At 58.4% G+C, this 17,824-nt stretch carries 14 protein-coding genes; 9 read left to right on the top strand and 5 right to left on the bottom strand.

Translation table 11 applies throughout. The features are described from left to right. Positions 1-4: 4 nt before the first annotated feature. From KDX37_RS19630 to KDX37_RS19620, 3 genes are all read left to right on the top strand, one after another. Positions 5-1,210: an amino acid deaminase gene (locus tag KDX37_RS19630; RefSeq protein WP_231654365.1), complete on the top strand. Its 1,206-nt coding sequence runs from the start codon at positions 5-7 to the stop codon at positions 1,208-1,210. A gap of 28 nt (positions 1,211-1,238) precedes the next feature. Then, positions 1,239-2,162, top strand: a complete 924-nt coding sequence (locus KDX37_RS19625; RefSeq protein ID WP_231654364.1) for a 2-dehydro-3-deoxygluconokinase — start codon at positions 1,239-1,241, stop codon at positions 2,160-2,162. A 128-nt stretch (positions 2,163-2,290) separates the two neighbouring features. Beyond that, positions 2,291-4,810: a UvrD-helicase domain-containing protein gene (locus KDX37_RS19620; protein ID WP_231654363.1), complete on the top strand. Its 2,520-nt coding sequence runs from the start codon at positions 2,291-2,293 to the stop codon at positions 4,808-4,810. Here the strand turns inward: KDX37_RS19620 and KDX37_RS19615 are convergent. Next, a complete protein-coding gene (locus KDX37_RS19615; RefSeq protein WP_231654362.1) occupies positions 4,789-5,049 on the bottom strand; it encodes a DUF1652 domain-containing protein in 261 nt (86 codons plus the stop codon). The two genes, KDX37_RS19620 and KDX37_RS19615, sit on opposite strands and share 22 nt — an antisense overlap. Before the next feature lie 337 nt (positions 5,050-5,386). On the opposite strand from KDX37_RS19615, the gene KDX37_RS19610 reads away from it, so the two are divergent. Next, positions 5,387-6,466 (top strand): polyamine ABC transporter substrate-binding protein, encoded by a 1,080-nt coding sequence (locus tag KDX37_RS19610; protein ID WP_231654361.1) that lies wholly within the window; start codon positions 5,387-5,389, stop codon positions 6,464-6,466. A gap of 23 nt (positions 6,467-6,489) precedes the next feature. On the opposite strand, the gene KDX37_RS19605 is transcribed toward KDX37_RS19610, so the two are convergent. From KDX37_RS19605 to KDX37_RS19595, 3 genes are read right to left on the bottom strand one after another with little or no spacing between them, the layout of a single operon-like run. Further along, positions 6,490-7,203 carry an ABC transporter ATP-binding protein gene (locus KDX37_RS19605; RefSeq protein WP_231654360.1) on the bottom strand — a complete coding sequence of 238 codons (714 nt, stop codon included), beginning with the start codon at positions 7,201-7,203 and terminating at the stop codon, positions 6,490-6,492. A 3-nt stretch (positions 7,204-7,206) separates the two neighbouring features. Continuing rightward, positions 7,207-8,055, bottom strand: coding sequence for an ABC transporter permease (locus KDX37_RS19600; protein WP_231654359.1), 849 nt, complete (start codon positions 8,053-8,055; stop codon positions 7,207-7,209). Then, on the bottom strand, positions 8,052-9,062 hold the full coding sequence (locus KDX37_RS19595; protein WP_231654358.1) for an aliphatic sulfonate ABC transporter substrate-binding protein: 1,011 nt from the start codon (positions 9,060-9,062) through the stop codon (positions 8,052-8,054). The genes KDX37_RS19600 and KDX37_RS19595 overlap by 4 nt, the downstream gene beginning before the upstream one ends. Positions 9,063-9,548: 486 nt before the next feature. On the opposite strand from KDX37_RS19595, the gene KDX37_RS19590 reads away from it, so the two are divergent. The 3 genes from KDX37_RS19590 (at position 9,549) to KDX37_RS19580 (ending at position 15,322) form a co-directional block, all read left to right on the top strand. Then, entirely contained in the window at positions 9,549-10,235 is a 687-nt protein-coding gene (locus KDX37_RS19590) for a hypothetical protein (protein ID WP_231654357.1), read from the top strand. Between the two features lie 458 nt (positions 10,236-10,693). Further along, positions 10,694-14,734, top strand: coding sequence for a Pls/PosA family non-ribosomal peptide synthetase (locus KDX37_RS19585; RefSeq protein ID WP_231654356.1), 4,041 nt, complete (start codon positions 10,694-10,696; stop codon positions 14,732-14,734). 6 nt (positions 14,735-14,740) lie between these two features. Then, the gene (locus KDX37_RS19580) at positions 14,741-15,322 is read left to right on the top strand and encodes a 4'-phosphopantetheinyl transferase family protein (protein ID WP_231654355.1); all 582 of its coding nucleotides are present in this window, start codon (positions 14,741-14,743) and stop codon (positions 15,320-15,322) included. A gap of 61 nt (positions 15,323-15,383) precedes the next feature. Here KDX37_RS19580 and KDX37_RS19575 read toward each other — a convergent pair whose 3' ends face one another. Beyond that, positions 15,384-16,379, bottom strand: a complete 996-nt coding sequence (locus KDX37_RS19575) for an aldo/keto reductase (RefSeq protein ID WP_231654383.1) — start codon at positions 16,377-16,379, stop codon at positions 15,384-15,386. 207 nt (positions 16,380-16,586) lie between these two features. Here KDX37_RS19575 and lexA point away from each other — a divergent pair, with 207 nt between their 5' ends. Then, a complete protein-coding gene (gene lexA, locus KDX37_RS19570; protein WP_231654354.1) occupies positions 16,587-17,204 on the top strand; it encodes a transcriptional repressor LexA in 618 nt (205 codons plus the stop codon). Then, positions 17,204-17,821: a translesion DNA synthesis-associated protein ImuA gene (gene imuA / locus KDX37_RS19565; protein WP_231654353.1), complete on the top strand. Its 618-nt coding sequence runs from the start codon at positions 17,204-17,206 to the stop codon at positions 17,819-17,821. The genes lexA and imuA overlap by 1 nt, the downstream gene beginning before the upstream one ends. Positions 17,822-17,824 lie beyond the last annotated feature (3 nt).

Raw genomic sequence — 17,824 nt, 5'->3', positions numbered from 1 at the left:
ACTGATGAGTATTGCCGTCATGGACAAGGGATCTGCACAGCCGGGTGACAGCCTGGTCAGTGAGGTGAGCCTGCCCGCCCTGGTCATTCACCGCAAGGCGCTGGACCACAACATTCGCTGGATGCAGAGGTTCGTCACCCAGAGTGGCGCCGAGCTGGCTCCGCATGGCAAGACCAGCATGGTGCCAGCACTGTTTCGGCGTCAGCTGGAAGAGGGCGCATGGGGCATGACGCTGGCTACTGCCGTACAAACCCAGGCAGCTTATGCCTATGGCGTTCGACGGGTGTTGATGGCCAATCAGCTGGTGGGTGCGCCGAACATGGCTGTGATTGCCGGTCTTCTGGCTGATCCCATGTTCGAGTTCCACTGCATGGTCGACCACCCTGACAACGTCGCTGCATTGGGTGAATATTTCGGTGCTCGCGGGTTGCGCCTTAACGTGATGATCGAATATGGCGTGCCCGGCGGGCGTTGTGGCTGCCGTACAGAGGCTCAGGTGCTGTCCCTGGCGGACGCCGTGCTGGCACAGCCCGCCCTGGCGCTGACCGGCATTGAAGGCTACGAGGGCGTTATCCACGGCGACCACGCCGTCGACGGCATCAAGGCGTTTGCGGCTTCTCTGGTGCGACTGGCAGTCGAATTGCAGGACAAAGGCTCCTTTGCGCTTGAAAGGCCTATCGTCACGGCCTCGGGTTCAGCGTGGTACGACCTGATTGCCGAGGCGTTCGACGCGCAGGCAGTACGTGAGCGTTTTCTCAGCGTCCTGCGGCCCGGCAGCTATGTGGTTCATGACCACGGTATCTACAAGGACGCGCAATGCTGCGTACTGGATCGGCGTGCCGAGCTCAGCGAGGGCCTGCGCCCGGCGCTGGAGGTCTGGGCACACGTGCAGTCCATGCCCGAGCCCGGGTTTGCGGTGATCGCGATGGGCAAACGTGATGTGGCCTATGACGCTGGTCTGCCCAATCCGCTGCTGCGTTACAAAGCGGGCGTGTTGCCAGCCGCAGGCAAGGACGTCAGCGCCTGCAAGGTCACGGCGGTCATGGACCAGCACGCGTTCATGACGGTGGCACCTGATTGTGAATTGAACGTTGGCGACATTATCTCGTTCGGCACTTCGCACCCGTGCCTGACGTTCGACAAGTGGCGCTCAGGCTGTCTGGTGGATGATGAGCTGCACGTGATCGAGTCATTCAATACCTGTTTCTAGGCTTTGCCCCCCCCAGAGGAAATCCCCCATGAGCCTTCCACGTATCGCCCTGATCGGCGAATGCATGATCGAATTACAGCAGGCTGCTGACGGCAGCCTGCGTCAGGCTTTCGGCGGTGACACGCTGAACACGGCGGTCTATCTGTCCCGTCTGCTGGGCGATGCCGGTCAAGTGGATTACGTCACGGCGTTGGGCGACGACAGTTTCAGCGATGCCATGTGCCAGGCCTGGTCAGACGAAGGCATCGGCCTTGGCAACGTGCAGCGCTTGCCGGGCCGATTGCCGGGGCTGTACTGCATACAGACGGATGCCAGTGGCGAACGGCGCTTTCTGTACTGGCGCAACGAAGCGGCGGTGCGCGCTTGCTTCACGACGCCTGCAGCTGAACCCATTCTTGCGGCGCTTATGGGCTACGACGTACTGTATTTCAGTGGCATCACGCTGGCGGTGCTGGGTGAGCAGGGGCGCGCCAGGCTGTTTGAAGTGCTCAAGGGCGCCCGTGACCGAGGCGCAATGATTGCTTTTGACAATAACTATCGGCCCAGGCTTTGGGGCAGTGTCGAGCAGGCGCGGGAGGCCTATCTGGAGTGTCTGCCTTATGTGACGCTGGCATTGCTGACTGAAGACGATGAACAAGCGCTGTATGGGTACACCGACAGCGAGCAATTGCTCAGTGCTTATCGCCAGCGTGGTATCGAGGAAGTGGTGATCAAGCGCGGCGCGCAAAGTTGCCTGATAGAAACCGGTGGTGAGCGCTTCGAGGTTGCGGCGCAACCCGTGAAACGCGTGGTTGACACCACTGCTGCCGGGGATTCATTCAGCGCCGCCTATCTCGCTGCCAGGCTCAAGAGCAAGCTGGCGCAGCAGGCCGCTGAGGCTGCTCACCGACTGGCCAGTGTGGTCATTCAACATCCCGGCGCGCTGGTACCAAAATCGGTCATGCCGCGTTGATATCATCTTCCAGATAACATGCAGTGATCGGCTAACGTCCTGACAGCAAAGCATTTCGCTGGAACCCGGACGAGAATCCGGCCACCATAGGCGTCTTTTATGCCTGCGAGCTACTTTCCGGAGTCTGCGTGCCTGACGACCTGCCTTCTGCGCTTCCTCATGACCTGGATGTCGACCTCAATCCGCCTGACCAGCTACCGTTTTTCAAACGTGTGCTTGCACGCCTGATCGCAAAAAGCTTGAACGCGCTGGGTTCGCAGCATACGCCGTCGTGGTTTCAGGGGCATGCCGATGGCTACCTGAACGGGCACATCGAGGGCGTCAGGGAGGGCTATGCCGACGGCTATCTGGACGGTCAGGAGCAAGGTCGTCAGGTTCTGCTGATCAACGATACTCGCCCGGCACAGCACCGTGGCCCGAAGGTTGATGACCATCTGTTCGATGACTGGCGCCTGGCATTGACGCCAGAACTCAAGAAGCGCATCAAGGCCGACGTCGCCGAGAAACTGCCCGCTCACTCGCAGCCCAGCGCGGCGCAGTGGAAGATGATCTTCAGCGATACGCCGTCCACCTATGTCATTGCCGGGGCCGGAGCAGGCAAGTCAACCTCGCTGGTGCTGCGCATATTGTTGTTGCATCACTATCTGGGCCATGAGCTGGATGCCATGACTGTGGTGACCTTCACTCGTGAATCGCGCAAGGACTTCATCAGCAAACTGATCGATGTCATGGCTCTGTGGGGGCATACCCTCGGCGCCAGACAGGCCAGAGAACTGGTCCGTACCTTCCACTCACGCATTTTGCCACTGGTGCGCAGCCTGCCGGGCTACGAGCAATTGCGTGCTTTCGAGAACCTGACCAGTCAGACGCTCGTTCCGGACGACCCTGACAGCAACCCGTTTGATTTGCGCATCAACGATGCGCAGCGCGAGCAACTGAATTTCTGCTATCGCGATCTTTACGCCAGCAACGAACGCTTTCGTGAAGTCATGATGCCGTTGTACCGGCATGCGTTGCAGCTCAAGGAGCTGGACCGTGACCATCCGGATGTGCAAAAGCGCGTCGCTGTCACCGAGTTATCCTCGAAACGGGATGAAGAGTGGTGCGACACCGTCGAGGATTTGTGGATACGCGCCGGTGCCTGGCCTATAAAAGGCATTGAGCCTATGCGCCAAGCCATTGAAATAAATGGTTTTTCTTTTAACTTTCATGGCTATATTGCCGAGCTGGACGCCTGGGTTGTCTTGGGTCTCGACCCCAGCGAAGACCAGCAGCTCAAACGTCCCGGTGCGAAACTGCCGGTCTGGGCCGAAGGAGTCATAAAGCGCACCCTGTTTCAAGCTTTCTGCAATAAGCCTTTGATATGGATGGATAATTACTCAAAATCCAAGGGGCTTCTGCAATCGTTGGCTGGCACATCTGCAGCCGGTCCCGGCTTTGAATATCGGGTCAAGGGTGAGCTGGGCGCAGCGCCTCTGCTGGACGGTTTCGTCACAGCAGCCAGCTTCATCGAGAACCTTGGCCTGGACGTTCCGAGTGCCGTCGCCGAAATGAGCTTTGCCAGCGACGACCCGGATCGGTATTTCTTCGAAGCGCTGAGCCTGTTCTGGAAAGCGTTCGAGCATCACCTGTTGGCTCAGTCACCTCCCATCATGACCTACAACCGGATGTTCGCCCTGTTTGGCGAAACCAGCCCGGAAAACCTCAGGCATGTCAGTGATCCGATGTTGCGGCCTTTGTCCCACTTGATGATCGACGAGTTTCAAGATGTTTCACCGCAGATCGTTTCGTGGCTGCGCGCCAGTCTGCGCGAGATCAGGCGCCGTGGCCCGGCCATGCATGTCGGTCGGATCGCCCAGCATTCATCGCTGCTGTGCGTGGGCGATGACTGGCAGTCGATCTACGGCTGGCGTGGCAGTTCGCCCAAGTATTTCATGGAGTTTGCCAAGGAATTCTCGTCGCCTGCTACGACCAAAGTCATGCTCAGCGAAAACTTCCGCAGCCATCAACACATCATTGATGCAGCCGAGCACATCGTGCGTGCAGCACCCGCCATCCCCGGTAAAAAAGCCAGGGCCGGCGGTGCACCTCAAGAACTGTTGCCTGTGACAGTGCTTGATCGCGACGAGGATGAATTGGCTGCGCGTGTGGCCGAGCATTACAACGACGGTGATTCGATCCTGTTGCTCTATAGAAAGGGCAGCGAAAAGGCCAGGTTTTCGGAGCGACTGCAGGCACTCATCGAGGCTGATGGGGCCTCTCAGGCCCGACGCATCAAGACGCTGACGTATCACAGTTCGAAAGGCTTGCAGGCGGACGCTGTGTTTTTGCTGGGTGACTGCCAGCATCTGACAGTCTCGCCCTACAAGAATCAGGTCTATCGCCTGGCAGAACTTGGGGATGCAAACGATCTTCAGCCGTTCGATACGGCGCAGAAAGACGAGGTGCTGCGTCTGGCTTACGTTGCGATCACTCGTGCTGCTCGGCACTGCCATTGGTACATTGATGAAAATACCTCAGGCGGGGATGCGGCGAGCCAGCCCAGGGCTTCTGACCGCGTCGCGTCAGACAAGCCGTTCTTTGAAGACCTGCGCAAACAGCCACAACGAGGGCGGGCAGACGTGGTTCAGGAAAAGCTGACCACCTGACCGCGAGTGCCAAACAGCTCCAGTTCGTCTTCGATGGCCTCGATGATCCGCTCGACGTCAGTGGCGTTCATGACGGTTGCACAGGGGAGCCCGGCAATGGCCAGGACGGTTTCACCACTGGCTCGGTCGAACAGGCGCGCGATCATGCTGCTGGGCGCATCCATGCTGGCTTCGAAGCCTACCGGATGAAAGTGCCAGCGCATCAATTGGCATGCGTTCGGGAACGTGACTTTGTTCATAGAGATGGCCCACCTTGTTCAAACGAGCACTTGCCTGCTCCAAGAGGTAGGGAGACCTTCGAGACGCGACCGACAAAAGCCAGTGACACTGACCAAGAGTGGGCTAAAACTCTTTTGTGCCGTGGTGCTTTCCTGCGATGTTATCCGAGCGGTCTGACCAAGTTTAAAAATAGCACCGGGCAACGCCGAGCTGGAAAAATTTTTCATGACAGCGAAAGAAAATATCAATTATTTGATCTGCGTCATGATCGTGTATTTGTTAAGCGCATTCTGTGCAGGTATTGATGCCTTGTCATGGACTAGGGCAAGCTGCGGTCATTGACCTGAGGAAATAACAATGCTTAAAAAATCCCTTGCTGCGCTGATGTTGCTGGCCACCACCAGCCATGCAGCAGAGACGGTCAATATCTACAACTGGACGGACTATATTGCTGCCGACACGTTGAAGAATTTCGAGGCGACGACGGGTATTAAAACCAGCTACAAGACCTACGAGGACAACGAGAATCTCAACGAAACGCTCATTGCGGGTCATTCAGGCAACGATATTGTCTTTCCTTCGGTGCACTTCATGGGGCGGCAGATTGAAAAGGGCCTGCTCAAGCCCCTGGACAGGAGCCAGTTACCGAACTGGAAGAACCTGAATCCGGTACTGCTCAAGGCGCTTGAGGCCAGCGACCCCGGTAATGAGCATGGTTTTCCCTATCTGTGGGGGAGCACCGGGATTGGCTATAACGTCGGTCAGGTCAAGGCACTGCTTGGGAATGATGTGCGGCTGGACTCATGGGACCTTGTCCTGAAGCCTGAGAACATGAAAAAACTCGCGCAGTGTGGTGTTGCGTTTTTGGACAGTGCACCAGCTTTGCTGCCCATTACCCTGAATTATATGGGGCTGGCGCCGCACAGCGAGCAGCCGGAAGACTATACCAAGGCGCAGGCAGTCTTGAGCGCGGTGCGCCCTTACGTTCGCTATTTCAGTTCAACACGCTATATCGAGGACTTGGCCTCGGGCAAGATTTGTGTGGCTGTCGGCTATTCGGGAGATATTTCCCAGGCAAAAGCGCTGGCCGAGAAAGCGGGCAAGGGCGTCAATATCGGTTATACCGTCCCGATGGAAGGCGCGCCAATGTGGTTCGACATGGTAGCCATGCCTGTTGATACTCCAGATCCGAAAGCGGCGTACGCCTTCATGAATTACCTGTTGCGGCCAGAAGTCATCGCGGGCATTACCAACGAGGTTCATTATGCCAATGGCAACGAGAAGGCCGACGCACTGATCAACCCGGGGCTGTGGTCCGACACGAATATCTACCCCGATGCTGACATGCTGGGTCGTTTGTTCGCGATGACGCCGGTTCCGGTAAAGATTGACGAACTGCGCATTGGGATCTGGAACGCTATCAAGGCAGGAAAGTAACCTGCCTGCCGGTCACTGGTTTCTCAGATAATGTGCGCCTGATGCAACTCGGTCAGAGCCTCAGCCTTGAGTCTGGCCAGAACCGGATCACGCCGGTCCCTTGGGCGTGGGACGTCCACAGCCACCTCATGCACGACCGTGCCGGGCCGGCTGCCCATCACCAGCACGCGGTCGCTCAAATATAACGCCTCGTCCACGTCATGCGTCACCAGCAACAGGGTGATTGCGTGGTGTGCGGCAAGTTGCAGCAGCAGGTCCTGAAGCTTCATGCGCGTGAAGGCGTCGACAGCGCTGAACGGCTCGTCCAGCAGGAGCACCGTCGGGTGGGAATACAGCCCGCGCGCGATTGCCACGCGTTGTGCCATGCCGCCTGAAAGAGCCTTGGGCAGCGCACCGGAAAAGCCTGACAGGCCTACCTCGTCAATCAGTTGGCCCACCCACTTGCGGTCAAAGGCCTGATCGTCGCCAAACCCTATATTCTGCTCGACTCTTAGCCAAGGCATCAGACGCGGCTCTTGAAAAACGAAGGCAATTTCACCTTCAGGCCGCTGTACTTCGCCTCGGAAGTCCTGCTCAAGACCGGCGGCGATTCTCAGCAAAGTACTTTTGCCGCAGCCACTCGGACCCAGCAGGCTGACGATTTCGCCAGGCTGCAGCGTCAGTTCGATACCCTGCAACACGGTACTTTCAGCGAAAGCCTTGTGCTCTACACGAATACTCATCAATGGCGCTGACATCTATCAATCCTCACGACTCTGGCCGTTGAACGTGTCCCGCCAGGCCAGACATCTTCTTTCGAGTGCGGCCAGCACGCCGTCGCTCAACTTGCCAAGTGTGGCCAATACAATGATTGCGGCCAGTACGATGTCTGGCCGCGAGGTTTCCCGTCCATCACTGAGCAGATAGCCCAGGCCCTTGGTGGCGGCGATCAGTTCGGCGGCCACCAGAAACATCCACGAAAGGCTCATGCCGCTGCGCAAACCGGTAAACAGGCCGGGCAGGGCGGCTGGCAGCAGAATGCGGCGGGTCAGTCGGTAGCGACTGAAACCGTACATCTGGCCAACTTCAACCAGCTTGCGGTCAATGCCTCGAATCGCGGCCACACCGTTCAGGTAGACCGGGAAGAATGCGCCTATGGCGATCAACACGACCTTGGAGGTTTCACCGATCCCCAGCCACAGCAGCAGAAGCGGTACCCAGGCCAGGCTCGGAATAGAGCGAAGCCCGGCAAAGGTGGGCTCCAGATAAGCTTCGGCTTCGCGGCTGAGCCCCACCCATGCCGCGAACACAAGCGCCAGGCTTGCACCGATCACAAAGCCACTGAGCACGCGTAACAGGCTGGCGCTGATGTGTTTCCACAGGGCGCCGTCCGCAAGGTCGCGCAGGGTGAGCACGATTTCACTCGGGGCTGGCATCTGATAGGAAGGCAACCAGCCGATGCGGACCACGAACTCCAGGAGGACAATGATCAGGACGGGTAATACCAACCCTTTGATTGGCGTTTTATAACGTACCCACACATTGCGTTCGGCCTTGGCGGACAGGAGAGGCTGCGCACCAGCAGAAGCAGTCTTGTCAGACACTGTCATGGATGGGCAATCACGGCTGCGGAGAACTCAGGGGTGATCAACTGATCAACCACCTGCTCGACATTTACGCCCTTGCGGACCAGTTCCTCAGACACCAGGATCGGCGCCGCAGCCTTGGACGCATCTACATCTTTCGCAGTGAGTTGCGGGCTGCTCAGGTCAGTGCGCGTCAACTGCAGCCTGGCAACCTCCAGCGGCAGGCCGGATTCAGTGGCCAACAATTTGGCCAACTCGTCAGGGTTCTGCAACGCCCAGTTGCGTGCCTTCTCATAGGCGGTCAGCACGGTCTTGATCGCTTGAGGGTGTTCCTTGGCGTAAGCCTCGGTGACACTGATCACGCCATAGCTGTTGAAGTCCTTGTTGCGGTATAGCAGGCGCGAGCCAGCCTGGATCTGGCTTGCGGCCATGTGCGGGTCAAGACCGGCCCAGGCGTCGACATCGCCTTTTTCCAAGGCTATACGACCGTCAGGATGCTGCAGGTGCAACAGTTCGACGTCATCCTTTTTCAGACCTGCCTGCTGCAAGGCGCGCAAGGTGAACAGGTAAGGATCAGTGCCCTTGGTGGCCGAGATTTTCTTGCCTTTGAGGTCGGCGACCGTTTGCAGCGTTGAATCTTTGCGCACCACCAGGGCCGTCCATTCAGCCCGGCTGTAGACGTAGACCGATTTGATCGGGCTGCCGTTGGCGCGTGCCAGTACGGCGGACAGGCTGGCTGACGAAGCGAAATCGGCGCTGCCGCTGTTCAGATATTCCAGCGAGCGATTACTGCCTTGGCTAAGTACCCAGGTGACTCTGGATTCAGGCAAGGCCTTTTCCAGCCAGCCGAAATGCCTGAGCGCCAGACTCACGGGTGAATAGTAGGCATAGTCCAGACGTACTTCAGCAGGTACGGTTTCTGCGGCCTGCACAGTCGTTTGCAGGCTCAATGCCGGCGCGCAGGAAGTGAGCAGCCATTTGGCAAGTGTGACCGGCGTCTGCAACCGAAACGAAACGAGAGGTTGTGGCATAGTGGGCGATTCCAGATCAGGGGTAGGCTGCGAAGGCTGGTTTTATATTTCCAAATCAGCGGTTCAAAGCGTTGAAAATGCATAAATGGAATATGCATGCTCTGTGCCATTACGGTCTGGGGGTTGTTTTGAGAGAGGGCGCTGTCCGATGGACAGGTTTTGAATGTTGCATGAGCAACAGAATTGTCGCGTGACTGTTGCGCTGGCAACATCTGGCAGGTGCCAGATGCGACACATTTGTTGACAGCTTATTGCATGAATCCAAAGGTATTTTGGCCTCAAAATGCAACAGAACGGCTTTTTTGGACTCCTACCGTCGGTGTTCTTCATTCCGAAACATAACTTTACTAGTCTTCATGCGTGATCAAGGGACACGTATTCGACTGATCCGAAAGGAGCTACAGGGTCGCGAGCCCGCTACGGCAAGCCTACTCGCAGCAGCGTAATGCTGACTTTCCCCTAACCGCGTACCGGACTCAGAAAACAATGAATATTCCCAAATTACCTTTGAGCAGCCGAATTCGGCGTCGCATCGCTTGGGTGTCTTTTCCCTCGCTTGCAATCGTTTTAGCAGTGTTGATGTTTTCCATGGGGGAGGGCGTGTATGCCGACCCGAAAAATGGCACGCAAACCTTGATTTTCCTGAGGCATGCCGAAAAGCCCTCAATGGGGCTGGGCCAGTTGAATTGTCAGGGCCTGAATCGAGCCATCGAGCTTTCCGAGCTGTTGCCAAAGGAATATGGCAAGGCCGACTTCATTTTTGCTGCCAACCCGACGCGTCATGTGGAAGAGGGTGATGGTGATCTGTCGTACAGCTATGTCCGTCCGCTGATGACGGTCGGTCCGAGCGCTATCAAGCTGGGGCTGCCGATCAACATTGATTTCGGTGCCAATGACACCAGCGATCTGGCCGACGAATTGATGCACGACAAGTACCACAACGCGACCATCTACACCGCCTGGTCACACGGTTATCTACCCGAACTGATCAACAAGGTTGCCAGGGAAGCTTCCGGCAAGGACATGCACCTGGTCGATGACTGGACGGGTGATGACTTTGATTCAGTGGTCGTCGTGACGCTCAAATGGGTCGACGGCAAGGCAACTCTGGATTACCAGAATCACAAGCAGGGCCTTAACAACGGTACCGAGTCCTGCCCGACCTCTACCTGATCCAGCCATGCGCGTCGGTGGTTCAGACAGCCCGGGCGTACGCCCTTCTTTTCCGCCGCAACGGCCTCTCAACCAAGGGTATCAGCGACCTGTTCGCATGACCCGGGAAAGCGCCCGACGACGTTGACGTCTCGGGCTCTGTCAGCTTGTGTAACCTCTTGATATTTCCCCGCATACCTCACTGCTGCTCAGTGCGATGGTTGAGCCCTGCTCGAAATGACGGTTTCGTTTGTATCTGCTTTGTACAGGTCGCGTACAGCCGTCCTCTGCCACATTTCCCACACCAGCCCGCTGTGGCGCCCGTGGGAGCGAAGCTTTTCATGTCAAAAGTTTATTGGTCCGCAAACAAGTCAGACACATTTCTGTGTCGCAATGGCGCACCGTCCGGCGGGCTGAAATGCTTGCCAACAGTCCGAATCTTTCTGGTTACTCCTTCATACGAGTGAGCGCTGGCTGCCATGAATAGTCTTACTCCGCTGAAATCCTCCCCGAGCGCCCACCTGTCAAACGTGCTGTATGGCCCGATCCAGCCTGAGCTCATGCAGGAAGAAGTGTTGGCCGATCTGCTGGAGGCAAGCGCACGTCGCTTTCCCAAGCAGGTCGCATTGATCTTTGGTGAGCGTCAGCTCAGTTACGAAGAACTGGATCGGCAGGTTGATCAGGTCGCATCTGCCTTGATCCACGCCGGTGTGCGGCCAGGTCATATCGTCGGCCTGTGGTTGCCACGGGGGATCGAGCTGTTGGTAATGCAGGCGGGCATTGCCAAGACTGGCGCGGCCTGGCTGCCGCTTGACCAGGATACGCCGGTGGAGCGTCTGCAAATCTGCATGGAAGATGCGGATGCGGTGGGCGTGGTGTGCTGCGCTACTTCGCAGCCAATGCTGAGCGCGACCGGACTGCAGACGTGGACTGCCCAAGCGCTGCAGACACCGACAGGCGAGGTATTGATACGTCGTAACGGCGCCTTGCCCGAGCATCCTGCTTACGTGATTTATACTTCGGGCTCGACCGGCAAGCCCAAGGGCATCCTGATTTCTCAGCGCAGCATCTGCCACTTCCTGCGCAGCGAAAACGCAATACTTGGCATACGCGCAAGCGACCGGGTCTACCAGGGCTTTTCGGTGGCGTTCGATATATCCTTCGAAGAGATCTGGATTGCCTATCTGGTCGGCGCCACGCTCTGGATCGGCCCGAAGGAAACCAGTGGTGATCCCGAAGTCCTGCCTCGCCTGTTGACCGAACAGCGCATCAGCGTTCTGCACGCGGTGCCCACACTGCTGGCGTTGTTCAGTGAAGACGTGCCAAGCCTGCGTCTGATCAACCTGGGCGGTGAAATGTGCCCCGAGTCCCTGGTTGAGCGCTGGTCCAGGCCAAATCGTCAGATGTTCAATACTTATGGCCCGACTGAGGCGACAGTGTCAGCCAGCCTGGCGCGTTTATCGCCTGGCGCTCCGGTCAACATTGGCACGCCGTTGCCCAATTACGGCTTGCTGGTGATTGCCAGCGATGGCCAGACCGGCAGTGAGCAGCAACCTGTGTTGTTGCCGCGCGGTGAAACCGGTGAGCTTTGCATCATTGGCCCGGGTGTTGCCGAGGGCTACTTGGGACGCCCGGACCTGACCCTGGAAAAATTTGTGTCCAACCCGTGGTCTACGGGTTATCACGATGCCCGTCTTTACCGCACAGGCGATCTGGCGCGCATCAATCATGACGGGCAAGTGCAGTGTCTCGGGCGCGCCGACGATCAAGTGAAAATCCGTGGTTTCAGGGTCGAACTGGGTGAGATAGAAGCGCTGCTGGCTCAACAGCCTGGCGTCGGCACCGTGGCCGTTCTGCTGCGCAATGACGACGGTGTAGACCGTCTGGTGGCTTATGTGGTCTGTGACGACGCGCCTCCTTCGGCCTTTACTGGCCAATTACGCAGAGCCTTGCAGGCCAGGCTGGCGCCCTACATGGTGCCGGGGCATTTTGAATTGCTCGACACCATGCCTCGACTGACGTCGGGCAAAATTGATCGCAAGGCGCTCAAGGCACGTCCCCTGGTCAATGAAGTAGCTGGCCCTGGCGCGGAGTCGGATGTGCCTGAGACAGTCGGGGAAACGGCACTCTTCGCAACGTTGACCATGCTGTTTCCGGGCCAGCCGATCCGTCGCGATGCCGATTTTTTCACCGACTTGGGCGGTCACTCCTTTTTTGCTGCGCGAGTAGCTTCGGCCTTGCGTGCCGACCCGAGATTTGCGCACTTCACGGTCCGCGATATCTATGTTCAGCGACGTATTGGCGCTATTGCGGCGGTGCTGGAGCAGACGCCGGAAACAGCCGACGAGCCGGTTCAGTGGACGCCGCCTTCGGCATGGCACCGCTGGCGTTGCGGTATGGCGCAGGCGCTGGTGTTGCCGATTATGGTCAGTTTGCGAATGGTCCAATGGCTGGCGCCTTTCTTCATGTACCATTTTCTTACTGGCGCACCCGGCGATTCAGTCCCGGTGGCGACACTCGCTTCAATCGCCGTGTTCCTGTTGGCGACGGTGCTGCAGTTCGGCCTCGCGATCGCTGGAAAATGGCTTATCGCCGGTCGCCTCAAGCCAGGCGTCTATCCGCTGTGGGGGCTCACCTATTTCCGTTGGTGGGCCGCGGATCGCCTGGTTGAATCAGCGCCGGTTTATCTGCTCAATGGCTCTTCGCTTTATCCGCTCTGGCTGCGTGCGCTGGGTGCTCGTGTCGGAGAGAAGGTCATTATTGGCAGTGCCAGCGTTCGGGCGCCTGACCTTCTGGACATTGGTGATGAAGTCAGCGTCGGCAATGGCGTCAGCTTCGAGAACGCGCGCGTCGAACGTGGCCAGTTGCACTTGGGGTGTGTCAGCCTGCAGGACAACGCTTGCGTCGGTTCTTACGTGATCATGGAGGGTGACACCTGCGTTGGTCCGTTCGGACATCTCGATAGTCAGTCGGCCCTCCCGGACAACCATGCAGTGCCCGCCGGACGCGTCTGGCAGGGTTCGCCAGCGCAGGATGTCATGGCGTTCGACACCTTGAGCCAGCCCGCGCGTCCACAGGTAACAAAAGCACGTTCGCGAGCCGAAACGCTGTTTTTCGTGGTCGGGATGCTAATGGTCGCTACGCTGTTCTTCATTCCGGTATTCCCGACCTTTTACCTGATCGACGGGTTCGATGCGCACCATGTCCTTCCATGGCTGCAGGGCGACAGCGTGGCAGGGCAGTTGGTCCGCTACGTTCTGCTGGCATTCCCAGCCAGCGCCGTGTTGATTGTCATCACGATGCTGGTGGCGGCCGCACTGCGCTGGATCGCGTTGCCTCGGCTCAAGCCTGGCAGCTATCCGGTGCACAGCAATACCTATTGCGCCAAATGGCTTGTCGGCCATATTCAGGAAGCGAGTCTTAACGTGCTGTCGGGTATTTACGCGACGGTGTATGCGCCGCTCTGGTTCCGTCTGTTGGGGGCCAGGATCGGCCGTGATGCCGAAATATCCAGTGCGCAGGGAGTGATTCCCGACCTGCTCACGCTGGGCGACGAAACGTTTATTGCCGATGCGGTGATGCTGGGCGATGAGCGTATTGATGGAGGCTGGATGACATTGCAGCCTACAGTGGTCTCCAACCGCAGTTTCGTCGGTAATGGCAGCTACATCCCGGACGGCACGGTACTGCCGGAAAATGTCCTGATCGGCGTGCATTCCAGTGCACCGCCAAACAGTGTGGTCAAGGACGGCGATACCTGGCTTGGCTCGCCACCGATCAATCTGCCTGCTCGTGAGCAGGTCAAGGGGTATCCCGACTCACTGACATTCCGTCCTTCACCACTACGCCGCCTGGCTCGTGGCCTGATAGAAGGTGTGCGCATCGTGACCCCCCACGCAGTGGTTATTGCAGTGGGCTATACGGTCATGCTTGACCTCATGCCGATGGTGGATCAGGACCGCTGGGGGGCTGTCCTGGGTTACCTGGTGCTGATCGGCCTGGCCTACAGCGCGGGTAACTTCCTGTTGGTGGCAGCCTTGAAATGGCTGGTTATCGGCCGCTATCGCAAACGCTCCGATCCGATGTGGACGCCTTTTGTCTGGTTGTCCGAAGGCATCACCAGTCTTTACGAAGGCATGGCCGCACCCAATTTCATGCGCTACTTGCGAGGTACGCCATGGTTGCCACTGGCCTTCAATCTGCTGGGCTGCAAGATCGGTAAGGGCGTGTACATGGACACCACCGATATCACCGAATTCGACTGCGTGACCGTCGGCGCAGACAGTGAACTGAACGCCAATGCCTGCCCCCAGACGCACCTGTTCGAGGATCGGGTGATGAAGATCGATCAAGTGATCATTGGCGAACGGGTTTACATGGGGCCTCGCAGTGCCGTGCTGTACAGCGCTGTGGTGGGTGATGGCGCTTATCTGGGGCCGCTGACGCTGGTCATGAAGGGCGAACATATTCCCGATAACAGTCGCTGGGCAGGTTGTCCGGCACAGCCCGGCAGGGCGTGAGCAGCCTTGTCGGTCCCGCAGTCAGTGGAACAGGTGTGGAGCGCTTCGTCGGGCTTGCAACCGAAATTGCCTGACGGCGTTTTGCTGGTCAGCGCCGTCACTGGCCACAACACCTCCCGAATCGATGCGCGAGCCTTGATCCGGGCACGCCTGTGCGCTGCACTGGCCTGTGCACTGCAGGTGCCGCCTGTTCATGTCACATTCATCAGCACGGCGGGGTGCCGGCCACGCGTATTGATCGAGGGATGGCCGGAGCCGGGGTTGTCCATCAGCCACGATGCCGGGCTGTCGCTGGCAGCGGTAAACCTGCACGGGACGGTCGGGGTTGATCTGATGCGGGTGCAATGTGTGCCGGACTGGCAGCAGGTCGCGCGGGACTATCTGGGCGATGAGGTGGCGGGCCGATTGCTTGAAACTTGCGATGCTTTACGTCCACAAGCGTTCAGCAGTGCATGGTGTCAGCGGGAAGCCGTCCTGAAGTTGTCGGGGCAGCCACTGGCTGAATGGACGCACGCAGCGGCCCCGGCGTGTTCTGTGTTTCAGATTGCCTTGCCCAACCCGTTCGTGGGCGCACTGGCGCTGATGTGATCTTGCGCAGATCAGCGTCAGTTCGGCCGCAAACGGACGTCAGCTCTCATAACCGCAAACCTTAACCTTTCAAGAACCTCATTGACTCGGCACTGTAGCGCTCACCGGCTACTGCGCTTGCGGCCGGGAAAATGGCATCCAGTTGCGCCAGGTCATCCGCGGTTAGCTCAAGCGTGGCCGCTGCTACGTTGCTTTCAAGGTATTTGCGTTGTTTGGTGCCCGGGATGGGAATGATGTTATCGCCTTGTGCCAATACCCACGCCAGAGCCAGTTGCGAGGCACTGACGCCTTTGGACGCGGCCAGCGTTCTGACCTTTTCCACCAGCACAAGATTGCGATTGAAGTTCTCGCCCTGAAAGCGTGGACTGAAGCGGCGGTAGTCATCAGCAGCGAAATCGTCAGGCGTGCGCAGAGCGCCGGTCAGAAAGCCACGACCCAGAGGGCTGTAAGCCACGAAGGCGATGCCAAGCCGCTTGCAGGTGGCGAGCACGTCATCATGCTCAGGGTCGCGTGACCACAGCGAGTACTCGCTTTGCACGGCGGCGAGTGGATGCACCTTGTGCGCGCGTTCGATGGTTTGCGCACTGGCCTCGCAAATGCCGATATGACGTACCTTGCCAGCCTTTACCAGTTCAGCCATGGCGCCGATGGTTTCCTCAATGGGGACATTCGGGTCTACGCGATGCTGATAGTAAAGGTCCAGATGATCGGTCTTCAGGCGCTGGAGACTGCCATCGATGGCGTTGCGGATGTAAGCCGGGGAACCGTCGACACCACGAGCGTGCGGGTCATCGCTGCGCACAATGCCGAACTTGCTGGCCAGATAAATCCCTTCACGTTTGCCTTGAAAGGCTTTGCCAAGCAGGGTTTCGTTGGTATGTGGGCCGTACATGTCGGCCGTGTCGAAAAAGGTAACGCCCAGCTCCAGTGCGCGGTGCAGTGTGGCGATGGATTCCTGCTCGTCGATGCCGGTGGTGTAGAAGTCCGACATACCCATGCAGCCCAGACCCAGCGCTGAAACCTGCGGGCCCTGATAACCCAGTTGGCGCGTAATCATCATGAATCTCCTTGAAGTGAAAAGACCGGCTAAGTCTCTGCTCAGTGTTTATCTTAATAAACAGTCATTCCTGGAATCACTGTTATTAAAATCCGAATAATAAACAACTCTGAATGAAGCTTTTCAGTTAGAGGCGATATGCCATTTGTCAGGCTTTGAGTCCGTCCGGCAAAACAGACTGTTCAGATAACTCTCGATGGAGTACAAATGTACTCCATGAGCCTATTATCTCCCCGTCGTAGCGCAATCCTTACCTTCATTCGCGATCGCATCGCGCAGCAAGGGCAATCGCCGAGCCTGGCGGAAATATCCGAGGCCTTTGGTTTTGCCTCACGCAGCGTGGCGCGCAAACACATCGTTGCCCTCACTGACGCCGGTCTGATCGAGGTGATACCGCATCAGGCGAGGGGTATTCGCCTGGTGCAGAGCACGCCACGCCCAGAACTGCTGGAAATACCGGTACTGGGACGTGTGGCTGCCGGTGCGCCGATCGGGCCGGACGTCGATGTGCACAGCACGTTGCATCTGGATCGCGGGACCTTCATCCGCGTTCCCGATTATTTGTTACGGGTGCAAGGTGACTCGATGATCGAAGACGGCATCCTCGATGGCGATCTGGTGGGTGTGCATCGCAACCCGCAGGCCAGTGACGGGCAGATAGTCGTGGCGCGTCTGGACGGCGAAGTCACCATCAAGCGTCTACAGCGCAGCGCCAACGAGTTGCGGTTGCTGCCGCGTAACCCGGCTTACCAGCCTATCGTCGTGACGCCGGATCGGGACTTCGCCATCGAGGGCGTGTTCTGTGGCCTGGTCAGGCGCGAATGATGGGCGCGGTGGTCAGTCTGGATGCCTTGCTCGATGAGCGCAGGGTCTGGAAAGGGCGTCAGACCGCGCCGCAGATCAGTCCGCAGCCCAGCGGCCATGCAACACTGGACAGTGCTTTGCCAACCGGCGGCTGGCCCGCCTCGGCACTGACCGAAATTCTGGTCCCGGCCAATGGCAGTGGTGAATTGCGCCTGCTGTGGCCAAGCCTGGCGCGGCTGTCGGAAAAGGGCGAGCGCATTGTGCTGGTCGCGCCGCCATACATTCCTTATCCGCAGGCTTGGCTGGCGGCCGGGGTTGACCTTCGTCAACTGGTGGTGATCGAGGCAGATGCGCGCAATGCCCTCTGGGCCGCCGAGCAGTGCCTGCGTTCGGGCAGTTGTGGCGCCGTGGTGTGCTGGCCCGGCATGGTCGATGACCGCGCGCTGCGCCGTTTGCAGGTGGCCGCTGAGACCGGGCAGACCCTGGCCTTTGCCTGTCGCCCACAGCAGGCCGCTGCCAACCCTTCACCGGCTGCACTGCGCATCGTTGTCGATACCCGTCCCGCACAATTGCGGGTGCTCAAGTGTCGGGGCGGGCTTGCGCCGTCCTGGCCTATCCCATTCCCGACCGACGCTTGAGGT

This window comes from Pseudomonas californiensis (assembly GCF_021147775.1).
GTDB lineage: Bacteria > Pseudomonadota > Gammaproteobacteria > Pseudomonadales > Pseudomonadaceae > Aquipseudomonas > Aquipseudomonas californiensis.
The sequence above is the reverse complement of the archived record's forward strand: the minus strand, read 5'-3'. Positions and strand labels throughout refer to the sequence as shown.